The 15,511-nt window shown below is 75.1% G+C and carries 13 protein-coding genes and 1 pseudogene; 5 read left to right on the plus strand and 9 right to left on the minus strand.

The window, feature by feature from the left end; genetic code table 11:
• Positions 1–37: 37 nt before the first annotated feature.
• The 5 genes from ABZ452_RS00865 to ABZ452_RS00885 all read right to left on the minus strand — a co-directional run bounded on the left by ABZ452_RS00865 (position 38) and on the right by ABZ452_RS00885 (position 5,095).
• Complete coding sequence (locus ABZ452_RS00865; RefSeq protein ID WP_357937463.1) at positions 38–1,090, minus strand: ROK family protein; 1,053 nt, start codon at positions 1,088–1,090, stop codon at positions 38–40.
• Between the two features lie 112 nt (positions 1,091–1,202).
• A complete protein-coding gene (locus ABZ452_RS00870; RefSeq protein ID WP_357937465.1) occupies positions 1,203–1,994 on the minus strand; it encodes a putative protein N(5)-glutamine methyltransferase in 792 nt (263 codons plus the stop codon).
• A 171-nt stretch (positions 1,995–2,165) separates the two neighbouring features.
• A complete protein-coding gene (locus ABZ452_RS00875; RefSeq protein WP_357937466.1) occupies positions 2,166–3,278 on the minus strand; it encodes a cystathionine gamma-lyase in 1,113 nt (370 codons plus the stop codon).
• A gap of 7 nt (positions 3,279–3,285) precedes the next feature.
• Complete coding sequence (locus ABZ452_RS00880) at positions 3,286–4,293, minus strand: NAD(P)H-dependent glycerol-3-phosphate dehydrogenase (protein WP_357937468.1); 1,008 nt, start codon at positions 4,291–4,293, stop codon at positions 3,286–3,288.
• Between the two features lie 76 nt (positions 4,294–4,369).
• A complete protein-coding gene (locus ABZ452_RS00885) occupies positions 4,370–5,095 on the minus strand; it encodes a lysophospholipid acyltransferase family protein (RefSeq protein WP_357937470.1) in 726 nt (241 codons plus the stop codon).
• Positions 5,096–5,204: 109 nt separating this feature from the next.
• Here ABZ452_RS00885 and cofC point away from each other — a divergent pair.
• The 4 genes and pseudogenes from cofC to ABZ452_RS00905 form a co-directional block, all read left to right on the plus strand.
• Positions 5,205–5,810: pseudogene (gene cofC, locus ABZ452_RS00890) on the plus strand (2-phospho-L-lactate guanylyltransferase); the annotation flags it as partial.
• 39 nt (positions 5,811–5,849) lie between these two features.
• The gene (locus ABZ452_RS00895) at positions 5,850–6,047 is read left to right on the plus strand and encodes a hypothetical protein (protein ID WP_212838810.1); all 198 of its coding nucleotides are present in this window, start codon (positions 5,850–5,852) and stop codon (positions 6,045–6,047) included.
• A gap of 54 nt (positions 6,048–6,101) precedes the next feature.
• The gene (locus ABZ452_RS00900) at positions 6,102–8,390 is read left to right on the plus strand and encodes an RNA degradosome polyphosphate kinase (protein ID WP_357937472.1); all 2,289 of its coding nucleotides are present in this window, start codon (positions 6,102–6,104) and stop codon (positions 8,388–8,390) included.
• A gap of 40 nt (positions 8,391–8,430) precedes the next feature.
• Positions 8,431–9,312, plus strand: coding sequence for an NUDIX hydrolase (locus tag ABZ452_RS00905; protein WP_357937473.1), 882 nt, complete (start codon positions 8,431–8,433; stop codon positions 9,310–9,312).
• A 165-nt stretch (positions 9,313–9,477) separates the two neighbouring features.
• On the opposite strand, the gene ABZ452_RS00910 is transcribed toward ABZ452_RS00905, so the two are convergent.
• The 4 genes from ABZ452_RS00910 to leuC all read right to left on the minus strand — a co-directional run bounded on the left by ABZ452_RS00910 (position 9,478) and on the right by leuC (position 14,735).
• Positions 9,478–11,769, minus strand: coding sequence for an endonuclease/exonuclease/phosphatase family protein (locus ABZ452_RS00910; RefSeq protein ID WP_357937475.1), 2,292 nt, complete (start codon positions 11,767–11,769; stop codon positions 9,478–9,480).
• Positions 11,770–11,902: 133 nt separating this feature from the next.
• Positions 11,903–12,529: an HU family DNA-binding protein gene (locus tag ABZ452_RS00915; protein WP_357937477.1), complete on the minus strand. Its 627-nt coding sequence runs from the start codon at positions 12,527–12,529 to the stop codon at positions 11,903–11,905.
• 160 nt (positions 12,530–12,689) lie between these two features.
• Entirely contained in the window at positions 12,690–13,277 is a 588-nt protein-coding gene (gene leuD, locus ABZ452_RS00920) for a 3-isopropylmalate dehydratase small subunit (protein ID WP_357937478.1), read from the minus strand.
• A 15-nt stretch (positions 13,278–13,292) separates the two neighbouring features.
• Positions 13,293–14,735 carry a 3-isopropylmalate dehydratase large subunit gene (leuC, locus tag ABZ452_RS00925; protein WP_357937480.1) on the minus strand — a complete coding sequence of 481 codons (1,443 nt, stop codon included), beginning with the start codon at positions 14,733–14,735 and terminating at the stop codon, positions 13,293–13,295.
• Between the two features lie 49 nt (positions 14,736–14,784).
• On the opposite strand from leuC, the gene ABZ452_RS00930 reads away from it, so the two are divergent.
• Complete coding sequence (locus tag ABZ452_RS00930) at positions 14,785–15,471, plus strand: IclR family transcriptional regulator (protein ID WP_013284529.1); 687 nt, start codon at positions 14,785–14,787, stop codon at positions 15,469–15,471.
• Positions 15,472–15,511: the final 40 nt, after the last annotated feature.

Genomic DNA, 15,511 nt, shown 5'->3' on the forward strand with positions numbered 1-15,511 from the left:
GCCGGTGCTGTCGCGGCTCAGGCGGTGGTGTCGCGGCTCAGCCGGCGACCAGCGGACCGGCGGTGACCCCGCCGCGGACCGCCTCCAGCGCCGCGATGGCCACCCCGCGCGCCCCGGCCATGTCCCGGTCGGGCACCAGCGCGAAGGTGGCCACCGCGCGCTGCTCGGCGCGCAGCACGGTGTGCTCCCGCACGGCGGCCAGGAACCAGTCGCGGAACTCGGGTGCCGCCTCCACGACCCCGCCACCCACGAAGTACGCGTGCGGGTCGGTGAAGTTGGCCGCGATGGTGAACAGCCGGCCCAGCGCCATGGCCTGCTGGGTGAAGACCTCGCGGGCCAACCGGTCGCCCCGCTCGCCGTAGCCGCGAACCAGCTTCGCCGCCCGGGCCGGCTCCTCGGCGGCCAGCGGATGCCCCGGAAACCGGCCCAGCCAGTACGGCAGCAGGTTGTTCACGATGGCGGTGAGCGAGGCGACGCTCTCCACGTCCCCGGCGAAGCCACAGGCGCACACGGGCACCGGCTGGCCCGGCCCGAGCAGCCCGTCGAGCGGGATGTGCACGTGCCCGAACTCGCCCGCCATACCGGCCGCGCCGCCGACCACCCGGCCGCCCTCCACCACGCCGCCACCGAGCCCCGTGCCCACGATCGCGGCGACCGAGGAGCGCGCCATCGCGTCGGCGCCGAAGTGCACGTGGTGCGCGTAGAGGGCCGCCGCGTTGCCGTCGTTGGCGTAGACCACCGGCAGGCCGAGCCGGTGCTCCAGCGCGCCGCGCACGTCGAAGCCGCGCCACGCCGGCTGGGAGAAGTTGGTCGAGCCGCGCGAGGAGATCACCCCGGTGGCGCTGGCCGGGCCGGGGGTGTCCAGCCCGACCGCGCGGACCAGTTCGCGGGGCACCCCGGTCAGCGCCAGCACGCCGTCGAACGCCCGGGCGAGGGCCTCGATCGCCGCGTCCGGGCCCGCCTGGACCTCGCTCGGGATCTCCACCAGCCCGTCCACCAGGAACCGGCCGTCGACCGTCAGCACGGTGGCGTTGTTGCTCGTGCCGCCGTTGTCCAGACCCACCACCACCGGCACACCCGCGCTGCCCACCGCCACCGCCTCCCGCCGAGCCTGACCTGAGGCTAGTTCGAGCCGGGGCGTCCCGCCACGGTCGCGCGACCCCGCCCGCCCGGTCTCGGCACGGGCGGGGTCGGGCGGCGTCTCACCCGGGACGGCGGGCGGTGACGGCGGTCGCCTCCAGGTCGTCGTCGTGCACCACGGACGGGTCCAGGCCGGCGTCGGCCATGATCCCGCAGAGCGTCCCGGCCTGGCCGGCGCTCACCTCCACGGCCAGGTGCCCGCCGGGGGCCAGCCACTCGGCCGCGCCGGCGGCCACCCGGCGCAGCACGGCCAGCCCGTCCGCGCCGCCGTCCAGCGCCACCGGGGCCTCGTGCAGTCGTGCCTCCGGCGGCAGCATCGCCACGGCGTCGCTCGGCACGTACGGGGCGTTGGCCACCACCAGGTCCAGCCGCCCCCGCCACCGGGTCGGCAGCGGTGCGAACAGGTCGCCCTCGTAGACCGGCACGCCCAGCGGGGTCAGGTTGCGCCGGGCGCAGGCCACCGCGGCCGGGTCGACGTCGGCGGCGGCCAGCCAGCGGGGCGACAGGCGGCCGTGCAGCACGAGCGCGGCGGCGCCCGACCCGCAGCAGAGGTCGAGCACGGCGGGCGCCGGGCCGGCCACCGCCGCGGCGGCGTCGACCAGCAGGGCGGTGCGCCCGCGGGGCACGAACACCCCCGGGTCGACGGCGACCCGCAAGCCGCAGAACTCGGCCCAGCCGAGCAGGTGCTCCAGCGGTAGGCCGGCGACCCGGCGGTCGACCAGGTCGGTCAGCGCCTCGGCCGAGTCGGCGGCGGCGATGAGCAGGTCCGCCTCGTCCTCGGCGAAGACGCAGCCGGCGGCGCGCAGCCGCCGGACGAGGGCGGGACGGTCGGGAGAGAACAGGGTGGCTGGCATGGCAGGCCTTTCGGGAACGCTCGTCGGCGCTCCCGGCGTCGCCTAACCCTGGGGCGACGCGGACTCGGAGGGAGCGCCGGTCCTCTGCTGATGGATCGGTCTCACCTCCTCCGGTCGGGGCCCGCGCGGGCCGCTGCTGCCCGTCACCCTAGCGGAGCGGGCCGGCCCGCGTCAGGCCGCGTCGAGTGCGGCGGTCACGTCGGCCACCAGGTCGGCGGCGTCCTCGATGCCGCAGGAGAGCCGGACGAAGCCGGGCGCGGTGTCGTCCCCCCACTGCGCCCGCCGGTCGGCGGTGGTGTGCAGCCCGCCGAACGACGTGGCGGCGGACACCAGGCGGGACGCGTCGAGGAACCGGGCCACCCGGTCGGCGTCACCCAGGTCGAAGGAGAGCACGCCCGGCATCCGTCGCATCTGGACCGAGGCCACCGGGTACGCGGGATCGGTCGGCAGCCCGGGCCAGCGTAGGCCGGTGACGTCGCCGCGGCCCGCGAGCAGCCCGGCCAGCGCCTCGGCGTTGGCGGTCTGCCGGCCCAGCCGCAGGTCCACGGTCGCCAGCGAGCGGTGGGCCAGCCAGCAGTCGAACGGCCCGGGCACCCCGCCGGTCGTGGTCCGCCAGGCGGTCACCGCGTCGAGCAGCTCGGCCGAGCGGGTCGCCACGTAGCCGAGCAGCAGGTCGGAGTGGCCGGTGAGGGCCTTGGTGCCGGAGGCGACCACCACGTCGGCGCCGAGCTCCAGCGGGCGCTGCCCGAGCGGGGTGGCGGTGGTGTTGTCGACCGCCACCAGGGCCCCGGCGCCGTGCGCCGCGACGGCCAGCGCCGGCACGTCGGCCACGTCCAGGCCCGGGTTCGCCGGGGTCTCCAGCAGCACCAGCCGGACACCCTCGAACGACGGGTACGGCCCGGCGGTCGGCACGAAGCCGACGCGTACCCCGATGCCCTCCAGGGTGGCGGTGGCGAAGGCGCGCACCGGGAAGTAGCCGTCGGCGGGGAGCAGCACGGTGTCCCCGGGGCGCAGCAGGGCCAGCAGCAGCCCCGTGATGGCCGCCTGGCCGCTGGCGAAGACCCGGCAGTCGCCGCCCTCCAGCTCGCCGACGGCCGCCTCCAGCAGCCGCCGGGTGGGGTTGTCGGGTCGCCCGTACCCGTTGGGGGTCGCCTCCGGCCCCCGCCACGGATCCAGGTGGTACGGCGCCGCGAAGACCGGCCCGGGCAGGAAGGGCTGTCCCGGTTCCGGCGCGGGCAGCCCCGCGTGGACGCTGCGCGTGCCGTCACCCCACTCGTCGGTCATCGCCGCCTCACTCGTACGACTCGGGCTTCGCGGTCCGGCTCATGAGGGCGTCCACGGCGAGCCGCGGGTCCATCCCCTCGTGGCAGATCCGCTCGATCTGCTCGGTGATCGGCATCTCCACCCCGTGCGCCCGGGCCAGGTCCCGGATGGCCAGGCAGCTCTTGACGCCCTCGGCCGTCTGCCGGGTGGCCGCCTGGGCCTGCTCCAGGGTCTCCCCCCGGCCCAGGTGCTCGCCGAAGGTGCGGTTGCGGGCCAGCGGCGACGAGCAGGAGGCCACCAGGTCACCCATGCCGGCCAGGCCGGCGAAGGTGATCGGGTCGGCGCCGAGCGCCACGCCCAGCCGGGCGGTCTCGGCCAGGCCGCGGGTCATGAGCATGGCCCGGGTGTTGTCGCCGAAGCCCATGGCGGTGGCGATGCCGTACGACAGGGCGATCACGTTCTTCACGGCCCCGCCCAGCTCGCAGCCGATCACGTCGTCGTTGGTGTACGGCCGGAAGTACGGCGTGCGGATCGACGACTGGACGAGCGCGGTCCGGCGGCTGTCGGTGCCGGCGACCACTGTCGCGGCCGGCTGCTCGGCGGCGATCTCCGGGGCCAGGTTGGGCCCGGAGACGACCACCACCCGGTCGGCCGGCACCCCGGCGGTCTCCATGATCACCTGGCTCATCCGCTTGGTGGTGCCCAGCTCGATGCCCTTCATGAGGGAGACGAGCGTGGCGTCCGCGTCCAGGTACGGGGTCCAGTCGGCGAGGTTGCCGCGCAGCGTCTGCGACGGCACGGAGAGCACCACCACCTCGGCGCCGGCGATCGCCTCCTCGGCGTCCCCGGTCGCGGTGACCCGCTCGGGCAGCCGCACGTCCGGCAGGTAGTCCGGATTGTGGCGCCCGGTCCGGATCGCCTCGGCCACCGAGGCGCGCCGGGCCAGGATGGTCACGTCCCGGCCGGCGTCGGCGAGGATCTTGGCGAACGCGGTGCCCCACGAGCCCGCCCCCAGCACCGCGACATGCCCGCTCATGCCGTCGCCTCCCTTCGGTCGGCGACGACATGAGGCTCCAGCGCACTGAGCTGGCTGGTTCGCTCGCTACGCTCGCTCACTCGGTCACCTCGGGCGTGCGCGTCCGGGCCGGCCGCTCCCACAGCGGTGGTGGTGTGCCGCCGCGGATCTCGGCGACCAGGTCCCGGATCCGCAGCATGATCGTGTCCGTCATCTCCTCCAGGATCGCCCGGGTCGGCGTGGCGCCCGCCCACCGGCTCAGGTCCACCGGCGGCCCGGCGACCACCGTCACCGGGGTACGCGGGCGCAGCCCGACCCGGGCGGTCCGCGGGTCGAACATCCGCTCCGGCCCGACCATGGCCACCGGGATCACCGGGGCGCCGGTGGCCAGCGCCAGCCGCGCCGCGCCGGTCTTGCCCTTCATGGGCCACAGGTCCGGCTCGCGGGTGGTGGTCCCCTCCGGGTAGATCACCACCGCGCCGCCCTCGTGCACCGCGGCCACCAGCTTGTCCAGCGACCGGGCCGCCTCGACGCTGCCGCGCTCGACCGGGATCTGCTTGCACCGGTGCAGGATCCAGCCGATCACCGGCACCTTGAACACGCTGGCCTTGCCGAGGAACTGCGGCCAGCGCCCGGCGTCGTGGATGAAGTGCGCGGACACCAGCGGGTCCGCGTGCGAGATGTGGTTCGGCACGATGATGATGCCGCCCTCGCGAGGAAGGTGCTCCATCCCCCGCCACGTGCGGCGGGTCCAGACGGTCAACACCGGCTTCACCAGCACCACGGCGAACCGTGGCCAGAATCCCAGCCTCCGCGGTGCCACCCTGCCTCCTCGTTCCGCCCCACGCGCGCACGCCCCGGGACGAAATCATGCCTGCTCGCTCCGGGTCCGGCCAGTGAGGGTACCGCCGTCCGGCTGGCAGGATTGTCACGTGCCTGAGCCGACCTGGACCGTCGTGGTGCCGGTGAAGCGCCTCGGAGTGGCGAAGAGCCGCCTGCGGGGCGCGCTGTCCGGCGTACCCCACGAGGAGCTGGCGCTGGCCCTGGCGGCCGACACGGTCCGCGCGGTGCGGGCCTGCCCGGCGGTGGCCGGGGTGCTGGTGGTGACCGACGACCCCCGGGTGGCGGCGGAGGCGACGGCGGCCGGCGCGGCGGTCGTGCCGGACCCGGCGGCCGGGCTGAACGGGGCCTTCCGGCACGGCGCGGCGGTGGCCGGCCCGCGCGCCGCGGTGGCCGGCCTCACCGCCGACCTGCCGGCGCTGCGCCCGGCCGACCTGGCCGAGGCGCTGCGGGCCGTCCCCACCGACGGGGTACGCGGGTTCGTGGCCGATGCCCCGGGCAGCGGCACCGTGCTGCTCGCCGCGCCGCCCGGGGTGCCCCTGGCGCCCCGCTTCGGCCCCGGCTCGGCGGCGGCGCACGCGGCGAGCGGGGCCCGGCCGTTGCCCGGCGGCTGGCCCACCCTGCGCCGGGACGTGGACACCCCGGCCGACCTGGCCGCCGCGGCCCGGCTCGGCGCCGGTCCGCGCACCGCCGCGCTGCTGGCCCGGGCCGGCCTGGACGTCGGGTACGGTGCTGGCATGCAGGGCACGGTGGCCACCTACGACGCGTCGACCCGCAGCGGCGTGCTGCTCCTCGACGACGGCACCGAGCTGGCCTTCCCGGCCCGGGCGTTCGACGCCTCCGGGCTGCGGCTGCTCCGGCTCGGGCAGCGGGTCCGCATCGAGCGGGACGCCGCCGGCGAGGTCGTCCGGGTGACGTTGCCGACGATGGCGTGACCAACCTGCCCCGAGTTCATTTTCCGTTCACCCTTGTCGGGGAATCATGAGGTGGTGAGCACCCCTCGCGAGCACCCCGACGGTCCCCGTAACCTCGTCGATCCCGGCGCGCCCCGCAACGGCGCGTCGACCCGCGGCGCCGACGGCCGGTTCCGCCGCGTCCGCCCGCCCGAGGAGAGCGTCAGCCCCGAGCCCGCGGCGGCGGCCTCCGCGGGGCTGGAGGAGTCCCTCGACCCGGTCGAGGGGCCGGGCCCGCAGGTGGAGCCGCCGGCGGCCCGGCCGCTGCCGGAGGACCGGTTCTTCAACCGAGAGCTCTCCTGGCTCGACTTCAATGCCCGGGTGCTGGCGCTGGCCGAGGATCCCCGCACGCCGCTGCTGGAACGGGCCAAGTTCCTGGCCATCTTCGGCAGCAACCTGGACGAGTTCTACATGGTGCGGGTGGCCGGGCTGAAGCGGCGGCTCTCCGCCGGCCTGCCGGTGCGCGGCGGCGACCGGCTGCCGCTGCGGACCCAGCTGGAGCTGATCGCCGAGAAGACCGCCGACCTGGTCTCCCGGCACGCCGCCTGCTTCGTCGACGACGTGCTGCCGAAGCTGGCCGCCGAGGACATCCGGATCCTGCGCTGGAGCGACCTCGACGACGCGGAGCGGGAACGGCTGCGCACCTGGTTCCGCGAGCACATCTTCCCGGTGCTCACCCCGCTCGCGGTGGACCCCGCGCACCCGTTCCCCTACATCTCCGGCCGGTCGCTGAACCTGGCCGTCTCGGTGCGCGACCCGGACGGCGGCTCGGAGCTGTTCGCCCGGGTGAAGGTGCCGAACAACGTGCCCCGGTTCGTCCGGGTGGCCCGCGACCAGCCGGGGGTGCGCTTCCTGCCGGTCGAGGACCTCATCTCGGTGCACCTCGGGCAGCTCTTCTCCGGCATGCAGGTGGTCGAGTGCCACCTGTTCCGGGTCACCCGCAACGCCGAGGTGGAGGTCGACGAGGACCGCGACGAGGACCTGCTCCAGGCCCTGGAACGGGAGCTGGCGCGACGCCGGTTCGGCCCGCCGGTCCGGCTGGAGGTGGCCGCCTCCATCTCCGACCACATGCTGGAGCTGCTCGTCCGCGAGCTGGACATGGACAGCCAGGACGTGCTCCGGGTCCGCGGCCTGCTCGACCTCTCCGCGCTCTGGCAGGTCTACGGCGAGGCCGACCGCCCGGACCTCAAGGACCCGCCGTTCGTGCCGGCCACCCACCCCCGGCTCGCCGAGGGCGAGGTGCCGCGCAGCGTCTTCGCCACCCTGCGGGACGGGGACGTGCTGGTGCACCACCCGTACCACTCGTTCGCGACCAGCGTGCAGCGCTTCGTCGAGCAGGCCGCCGCCGACCCGAACGTGCTGGCCATCAAGCAGACCCTCTACCGCACCAGCGGCGACTCCCCCATCGTCGACGCGCTGGTCGACGCGGCCGCCGCCGGCAAGCAGGTGGTGGTGCTGGTCGAGCTGAAGGCGCGCTTCGACGAGGTGGCCAACATCGGCTGGGCGCGCACCCTGGAGCGGGCCGGCTGCCATGTGGTCTACGGCCTGGTCGGCCTGAAGACGCACTGCAAGACCGCCCTGGTCGTACGCCAGGAGGGCAACCAGATCCGCCGCTACTGCCACATCGGCACCGGCAACTACCACCCGAAGACCGCCCGGCTCTACGAGGACTTCGGCATGCTCACCGCCGACCCGGAGATCGGCGCCGACCTCACCGACCTGTTCAACGTGCTCACCGGCTACAGCCGGCAGACCGCGTACCGGCGGCTCCTGGTGGCCCCGCAGGGCATCCGCAGCGGCCTCATCGAGCGGATCGAGCGGGAGATCGAGCACGTCCGGCTGGGCATGCCCGGCCTCGTGCAGTTCAAGGTGAACGCGCTGGTCGACGAGGAGATCACCGACGCGCTCTACCGGGCGTCCCGGGCCGGGGTGCACGTCGACCTGCTGATCCGGGGCATGTGCACGCTGCGGCCGGGCGTGCCGGGGCTGTCGGAGAACATCCGGGTCCGCTCGATCCTCGGCCGGTTCCTGGAGCACTCGCGGATCTTCCGGTTCGGCAACAACGGCGACGCGGAGTTCTGGATGGGCTCGGCCGACCTGATGCACCGCAACCTGGACCGCCGGGTGGAGGCGCTGGTGCAGGTGAGCGACCCGGTGGCCCGGGCCGAGCTGGACCACGTGCTCACCGCCGCGTTCAGCCCGGACGTGGACGCCTTCGAGCTCGCGGCGGACGGCACCTGGCAGCGCCGCACCGGCACCGACGACACGCCGCTGACCCACCTGCAGGACCTGCTCCTGCACCGGGTCGGCGGTAGGGCGGGCTGACCGGACCACGACCCGCTCGGAGCGGGCATACGGTGAGCGGATGACGGACGACGAGCCGGCGCGGATCCGGGCGGCGGGCGGGGTCGTCTGGCGCCCGGCCACCGGCGGCGTCGAGATCTGCCTGGTGCACCGCCCCCGGTACGGCGACTGGTCGCTGCCCAAGGGCAAGCTGGACGCCGGCGAGCACCCGCTGCGGGCCGCCGTCCGGGAGGTCGCCGAGGAGAGCGACGTCCGGGCCGTGCCGCAGGTGCGCCTGCCCACCGTCCGCTACCGCAGCGAGGGCCGGCCGAAGGCCGTCGACTACTGGTCGATGCGGGCCGCCGCGCAGGGCGGCTTCCAGCCCGACACCGAGGTGGACGAGGTGGCCTGGTTCCCCACCGACGAGGCGGAACGCCGGGTCAGCTACCCGCACGACGCCGAGGTGATCGCCGCGTTCGCGGCGCTGCCGCCCGTCACCGCCACCGTCCTGCTGGTCCGGCACGCGCACGCCGGCAAGCGGGGCACCTGGACCGGCCCGGACGACGGCCGGCCGCTGGACGCCGAGGGCTGGGCCCAGGCGCAGGCACTCGCCCCGCTGGTCGCCCTGGTCCGCCCGGCCCGCCTGGTCTCCGCCTCGGCCCGGCGCTGCGTGCAGACCCTCGACCCGGCGGCCGCCCTGCTGGACCTGCCCATCGAGGTGGTCGGCGATCTGGACGAGCCACGCCCCGGCCAGCAACCGGACGAGTGCGCGCTGGCCGCCGCGGCCCGGCTCACCGCACTGGCCGCCGACCGGGAAACGGTCGCCGTGTGCAGCCAGGGCAAGGTGATCCCGGGCGCGCTGGAACGGCTGGTCGGCCGCGCCGACGACTTCACCACCCCGAAGGGCGGCGGCTGGCTGCTCGCCTTCACCGGCGACCGGCTGCTCGCCGCCGACCGGCTGTAAGGGCCCCTGCTGACGCCTCCGGCAGAGCCGGCCGTCCCCTTCCAACACCCCCCGGTGCGTGCAGGGCCAGTGTCACCGCGACCGGAGGGCGCCTCGGCAGGGCCGGTGCCACCGCGCGACCGGACGGCGCCTCGGCAGGGCCGGTGCCACGTGGCCGGGAAGGTCTTACGGCAGGGTGAGAGTCACCGCGACCGGCAGGTGGTCGCTGGCGGTGCCGCGCGGTGCCGCCGCCCCGGACGGGGTGAGACCCGGCGAGACGAAGACGTGGTCGATCTGGCTGCGCGGGTCGTCGGCCGGGCTGGTCCGCAGCGGGCGGGCCGCGGCCAGCGCGTCGACCAGCCCGGCCCGGGTGAACTCGGCGAACGCGGCATCGCCGGGCTCGGTGTTCAGGTCGCCGCCGAGCACCAGCGGGCGGCCGGCCGCGTACCCGGTGGCGAAGGCGGCCACCTCGCCGGCCTGGGCCACCGGGCCTTGCCCCGGCGGCGGTTGCAGGTGCGTGGCGACCACGGCGAGTTCCCGGCCGCCGAGGTCGAGCGTGACGCCGAGCGCCTGCGCCCCGGTCGGCGCCCCGTGGGCCGCGAGGGGCCGGGTCCGGCCGGCCCGCACGGGGAATCGGCTCAGCACCGCGTCACCCCACACCGGGTCGGCGGCGGGCGCGAAGACGTACGGCATCCGCAGCCACCCGGCCAGCAGGGCGAGGGTGTCGTGGCCGCCGTTGAGCAGCCAGCCCCGGTCCACCTCGCTGAGCAGCACCACGTCCGGCCGGCTGCCCGCCACGGCCCGGGTCAGCGCGTCCAGGTCGAGCCGCCCGTCCAGCCCGAACCCCATCCGGATGTTGTACGCCACCACCCGTACCGCCGCCGGTGGCGTCACGGGCGGATGCGGCGCCGGGGCCGGGCGGTGGATCCCGCCGCCCACGGCGGTCAGCAGCATCGCCACAAGGACCGTCCACACCGGCACGGGCGGGCGGAACGGGGGTGCGGCGAACGGCGGGGCGACCACGGCCGCGGCCGCGACGGCCAGCGCCGCCAGCACCGGCGCCCAGCCGTTCGGGTACCCGAGGTCGTAGGCGGCGTAGTACGCCACCGCGCCGACGGCGAACCCCAGCATGCCGCCGACAACGGCGAAGGCCCGCCGGCCACCGTCCGTGGCGCTCGGCTCCGGCGCGGCGGGTTCACCGGCGGCGGAACCCTCGCCCGGCCCGGCCGGTGGGGCATCCGCACCGGCGCCCGCGCCGAAGCCGCGGACCGGCGCCGAACCGGTGTTCCCGTCCGGGCTCGTCGTGGCGGGGACGGTCCCGCCGGACACCCGCTCGGCCGGCACGATCGCCCGCTCGGCGACGGTGTCCACGAGGGCGAGGCAGCCACCGAGCCCGGCGGCGGTGAGCAGGACCGCCGGTGCCAGCCAGTTCGCCCGGTCGGTGGCGAACAGCCCGGCCCCGACGACGAGCGCGGCGGGCCAGACGAGCCGGGCCACCGGCCGGGGCGGCCGGAGCAGCACCGCCAGCAGGAAAAGGCCGATCGCCACCTCGGGCACCGCCGCGAGCCGCCCCGGGGGCAGCGCCAGGTCCGACATGTCCGCCGACCCGTGCCAGTACGAGGCGGCGGCGTCCCACACCGCCGGCGCGAGCGCCAACTGACCGGCCAGCAACAGCACCGGGCCCACCAGCAGCCAGGCGGCACGGCCGGCTTCCCCACCCGGCCCCGGCCCGGAAACGGCGCTGCGGGACAGTGCGGCGGAACGGACCGAGACGGCAGGAGCGGCTGAGACGGCAGGATCGGCTGAAACGGCAGCCCCGGCCGAGACGGCAGGACCGGCTGCGACGGCAGGACCGGCTGCGACGGCAGGATCGGCTGCGACGGCAGGACCAGGGATGCCGGCGGGGATGGGTGACGGAGGCGTCGGCGGCCGCCCCGGGCGGGGGAGCCCGGCCGGCGACGACGCCGGCGACGACGCGGCCGCCTGGGCGGCGACGAAGGCGCCCACCAGCAGGACGCTCCCCGTCCAGCCCAGCACGCCGCCCCGCCAGACGAGGTCCTCGGTGCCGAGCAGGGCGTGCCCGGCGGCCGCCCCGGCCAGGCCCAACGCCAGGCCCGGCACCGGCCGGGCGACCGTCGCGGCGGTCGCGGCGAGCCAGACCAGGCCGGCGAGCAGGCCGGCGCAGGCCAGCCAGAGCTGGATCCGGCCGCCGGGCGCGGCCGTCAGAGCGAGCCGGGTGGCGGCCAGCAACCCGGCCGCGACCACGCCCACCGGACCGGGACCGAGCCGGCGGACCAGGACGGGCGCGGCGAGGGCGAGCACGAACCAGCCGAGGGCGAAGGCACCGAGGAGTTCGGCCGGCGTCTCGGCCGCCCGGCCGAAGATGGTGATGATCGACGGCAGCCACACGCGCAGCACGTCGAGCAGGACGACGACGCCCAGGGCGAGCGCGGCGGTGTGGAGGTGACGGTGGCGCACGGGCGCCCCTCTTCTCGTGACCGACGGGGGTGTTCGGCACGAGGATTCTGCGGGCCGGCCGGACGGCGGGTCAACGCGTACCCACGAAAAAGGGCGCCCACCGCGGACGGTGGGCGCCCTTCGGGCCGTGCGTTCAGCGCCGGCTGGCGGCCTTCTTGGCCGGAGCCTTCTTCGCCGGCGCCTTCTTGGCGGCGGTGCTCTTGGCGGCCGTCGTCTTCTTGGCCGCGGTGGTCTTCTTGGCCGCGGCCGTCTTCGCCGCGGTGGTCTTCTTCGCCGTGGTCGTCCTGGTCGCGGCCTTCTTCGCGGGCGCGGCCTTCTTGGTCGCGGCAGTGGTCTTGGTGGCCTTCGCCGCCGTGGTCTTCTTGGCGGCACCGGCCGCCGTGGTCTTCTTCGCGGCGGTCGCCTTGGCCCCGGTCGCCTTAGCGCCGGTGGCCTTCGCGGCGGCCGTGGTGGTCTTCTTGGCGGCGGCGGTGGACTTCGGCACCTTGCCGCTGGCCACCATCTCCTTGAAGCCCGCGCCCGCACGGAAGGTCGGGACGGAGGTCTTCTTGACCTTCACCGCCTCGCCGGTCCGCGGGTTGCGGGCTGTTCGGGCTCCCCGGATGCGCTTTTCGAACGCTCCGAAACCGGTGATGGCCACCTTCTCGCCCTTGGTGACCGCCGCCTGGACCTCAGTGAGGACCGCCTCGAGCGCGGCCGTCGCCGTCTTCCGGTCCCCCAGGCGAACGGCGAGCGCCTCGATGAGCTCGGCCTTGTTCACGACTTCCTCCCGATTGTGCAACTGACTCGTCGCGAGCCATTCTGCGCGCACGGTATGCCCTGTGCTGCCTGGACACAAACATTCGGTGGAAAAAAGCCCTTGTGTCGTAACGGATTCGCCCCCACCGGCCGGGCCGGTGGGGGCGAAAAGCTATCTGTGGTCAGGCGACCGACGGTAGGAACGGCGGCCGGGACGCCTCGTAGGCGCTGATCTCGGCCTCGTGGCGGAGGGTGAGTCCAATGTCGTCCAAGCCCTCCATGAGCCGCCAACGGCTGTGGTCGTCCAGCGGGAACGCCCAGGTGGCGTCACCGGCGTGGACCTGGCGGGCGGCGAGGTCGACGGTGATCGGGGTGGTCGGCTCCGATTCCACGAGATCCCACAGTTCTTCCACGGCTTTCAATTCCAACTCGACCGGAAGGAGCCCTTCCTTGAGCGCGTTGCCGCGGAAGATGTCGCCGAAGCGAGGCGCGATCACGGCCCGGAAGCCCCAGTCCCGCAGCGCCCAGACGGCGTGCTCCCGGGAAGATCCGGTGCCGAACTCGGGGCCGGCGATCAGAATCGACGCACCCGAATGGACAGGATCGTTGAGAACGAATGACGGGTCCTCCCGCCACGCGTTGAACAGACCGTCCGCGAATCCGGTCCGCGTCACCCGCTTGAGGTACACGGCCGGGATGATCTGATCGGTGTCCACGTTGGACCGCCGCAGGGGCACGGCGGTGCCGGTGTGGGTGGTGAACTTGTCCATCTCTCGGCTGCCCTTCTACAGGTCGGCGGGGGCGGCCAGCCGGCCGACCACGGCGGTGGCGGCGGCGACCGGCGGGGACACCAGGTGCGTACGCCCGCCCCGGCCCTGGCGGCCCTCGAAGTTGCGGTTGGAGGTCGAGGCGGAGCGCTCGCCCGGCTTCAGCGTGTCCGGGTTCATGCCCAGGCACATGGAGCAGCCGGCGAAGCGCCACTCGGCGCCGGCGTCGGCGAAGACCTTGTCCAGACCCTCCGCCTCGGCCGCCTCGCGCACCGCGGCGGAACCGGGCACCACCAGCATGCGTACGCCGTCGGCGACCTTGTGCCCGCGCAGCACGTCGGCGGCGGCCCGCAGGTCCTCCAGCCGGCCGTTGGTGCAGGAGCCGACGAAGACCACGTCCACGGCCAGGTCACGCAGCGCGGTGCCGGGCGTGAGGTCCATGTACTCCAGGGCCCGGCGCGCGGCGACCCGCTCGGGCTCGGTGACGAACTCCTCCGGGTCCGGCACGGCGGCGCCCAGCGGCAGGCCCTGGCCGGGGTTGGTGCCCCAGGTGACGAACGGGGTGACCCGGCTCGCGTCCAGGGTGACCTCGGTGTCGAAGGTCGCGCCCTCGTCGGTGGGCAGCGTCCGCCAGTGGGCCACCGCGGCGTCCCAGTCGGCCCCCTGCGGCGCGTTCGGCCGCCCCTTGAGGTACGCGAAGGTGGTCTCGTCCGGCGCGATCATGCCGGCCTTCGCGCCCCACTCGATGGACATGTTGGCGATGGTCATCCGCCCCTCCATCGAGAGGTTCCGGATGGCCTCGCCCCGGTACTCCACGATGTGGCCGCGCCCGCCGCCGGTGCCCACCTGGGCGATCAGGGCGAGCACCAGGTCCTTGGCGGTGACGCCCGGTGCGAGCTGGCCGGTGACGTTCACGGCCATGGTCTTCGGGCGGGCCTGCGGGAGCGTCTGGGTGGCCAGCACGTGCTCCACCTCACTGGTGCCGATGCCGAAGGCGAGCGCACCGAACGCGCCGTGGGTGGCGGTGTGCGAGTCGCCGCAGACGATCGTCATGCCGGGCTGGGTGAGGCCGAGCTGGGGGCCGATGACGTGCACGATGCCCTGGTTCTCGTCGCCCAGCGGGTGCAGCCGTACGCCGAACTCGGCGCAGTTGCGGCGCAACGTCTCGATCTGGGTGCGGGAGGTGGGGTCCGCGATCGTGAGCAGGTCGCCGCGCCGGGAGCGGAACGCCGGGTCGTCGTACCCGGTCGGGGTGTTGTGGTCCTCGGTCGCGATCGTGAGGTCCGTGCGGCGGACCGGGCGGCCGGCCAGGCGCAGCCCGTCGAACGCCTGCGGGCTGGTGACCTCGTGGAGCAGGTGCAGGTCGATGAAGAGCAGGTCCGGCTCGCCGGCGGCGGAGCGAACGACGTGCGTGTCCCAGACCTTCTCGGCCAGGGTCCTCGGTTGAGTGACTCCCACCATCTGGACATCCTAAATTCTGGGAGGTAAATTTCGGCTTGTGGGACACAGTATGAGCGGTGTCGGCGTTCTCGACAAGGCGGTGGTCATCCTGGCCGCCTGTGTCGACGGCGCCAGCCTGGCCGAACTCGTTGAACGCACCAAGCTGCCCCGGGCCACCGCGCACCGGCTGGCACAGGCGCTGGAGATCCACCGGATGCTCGTCCGGGACACCCAGGGCCGCTGGCGCCCGGGCCCCCGGCTCGGCGAGCTGGCGAACGCCGCGCCGGACGTGCTGCTGACCGCGGCCGAACCGCTGCTCGCCGCGCTGCGCGACGCCACCGGGGAGAGCGCCCAGCTCTACCTGCGCCGCGCGGACGAGCGGATCTGCGTGGCCGCGGCCGAGCGGGCCAGCGGCCTGCGGGACACCGTGCCGGTCGGCTCGGTGCTGCCCATGACGGCCGGCTCGGCGGCGCAGATCCTGCTCGCCTGGGAGCCGCCCGAGGCGGTCATGCCGCTGCTGCCCCGGTCGAAGTTCACCGGCCGCACCCTCGCCGAGGTGCGCCGCCGCGGCTGGGCGCAGAGCGTCGCCGAGCGGGAGGCCGGTGTGGCGAGCGTCTCGGCCCCGATCCGCGACCGCACCGGCCGGGTCATCGCCGCGATCAGCATCTCCGGGCCGATCGAGCGCCTGGGCCGCCGCCCCGGCGAACGCCACGCCATGGCCGTGGTCCGCGCCGGCCAACGCCTCTCCGGCCTCTGACCCCGAACCCCTCCCCCCGGGGGGTGGGGACGTGGGGGTG

It is taken from the genome of Micromonospora sp. NPDC005707 (genome assembly GCF_040631005.1).
In the GTDB taxonomy this organism is placed as follows: Bacteria; Actinomycetota; Actinomycetes; order Mycobacteriales; family Micromonosporaceae; genus Micromonospora.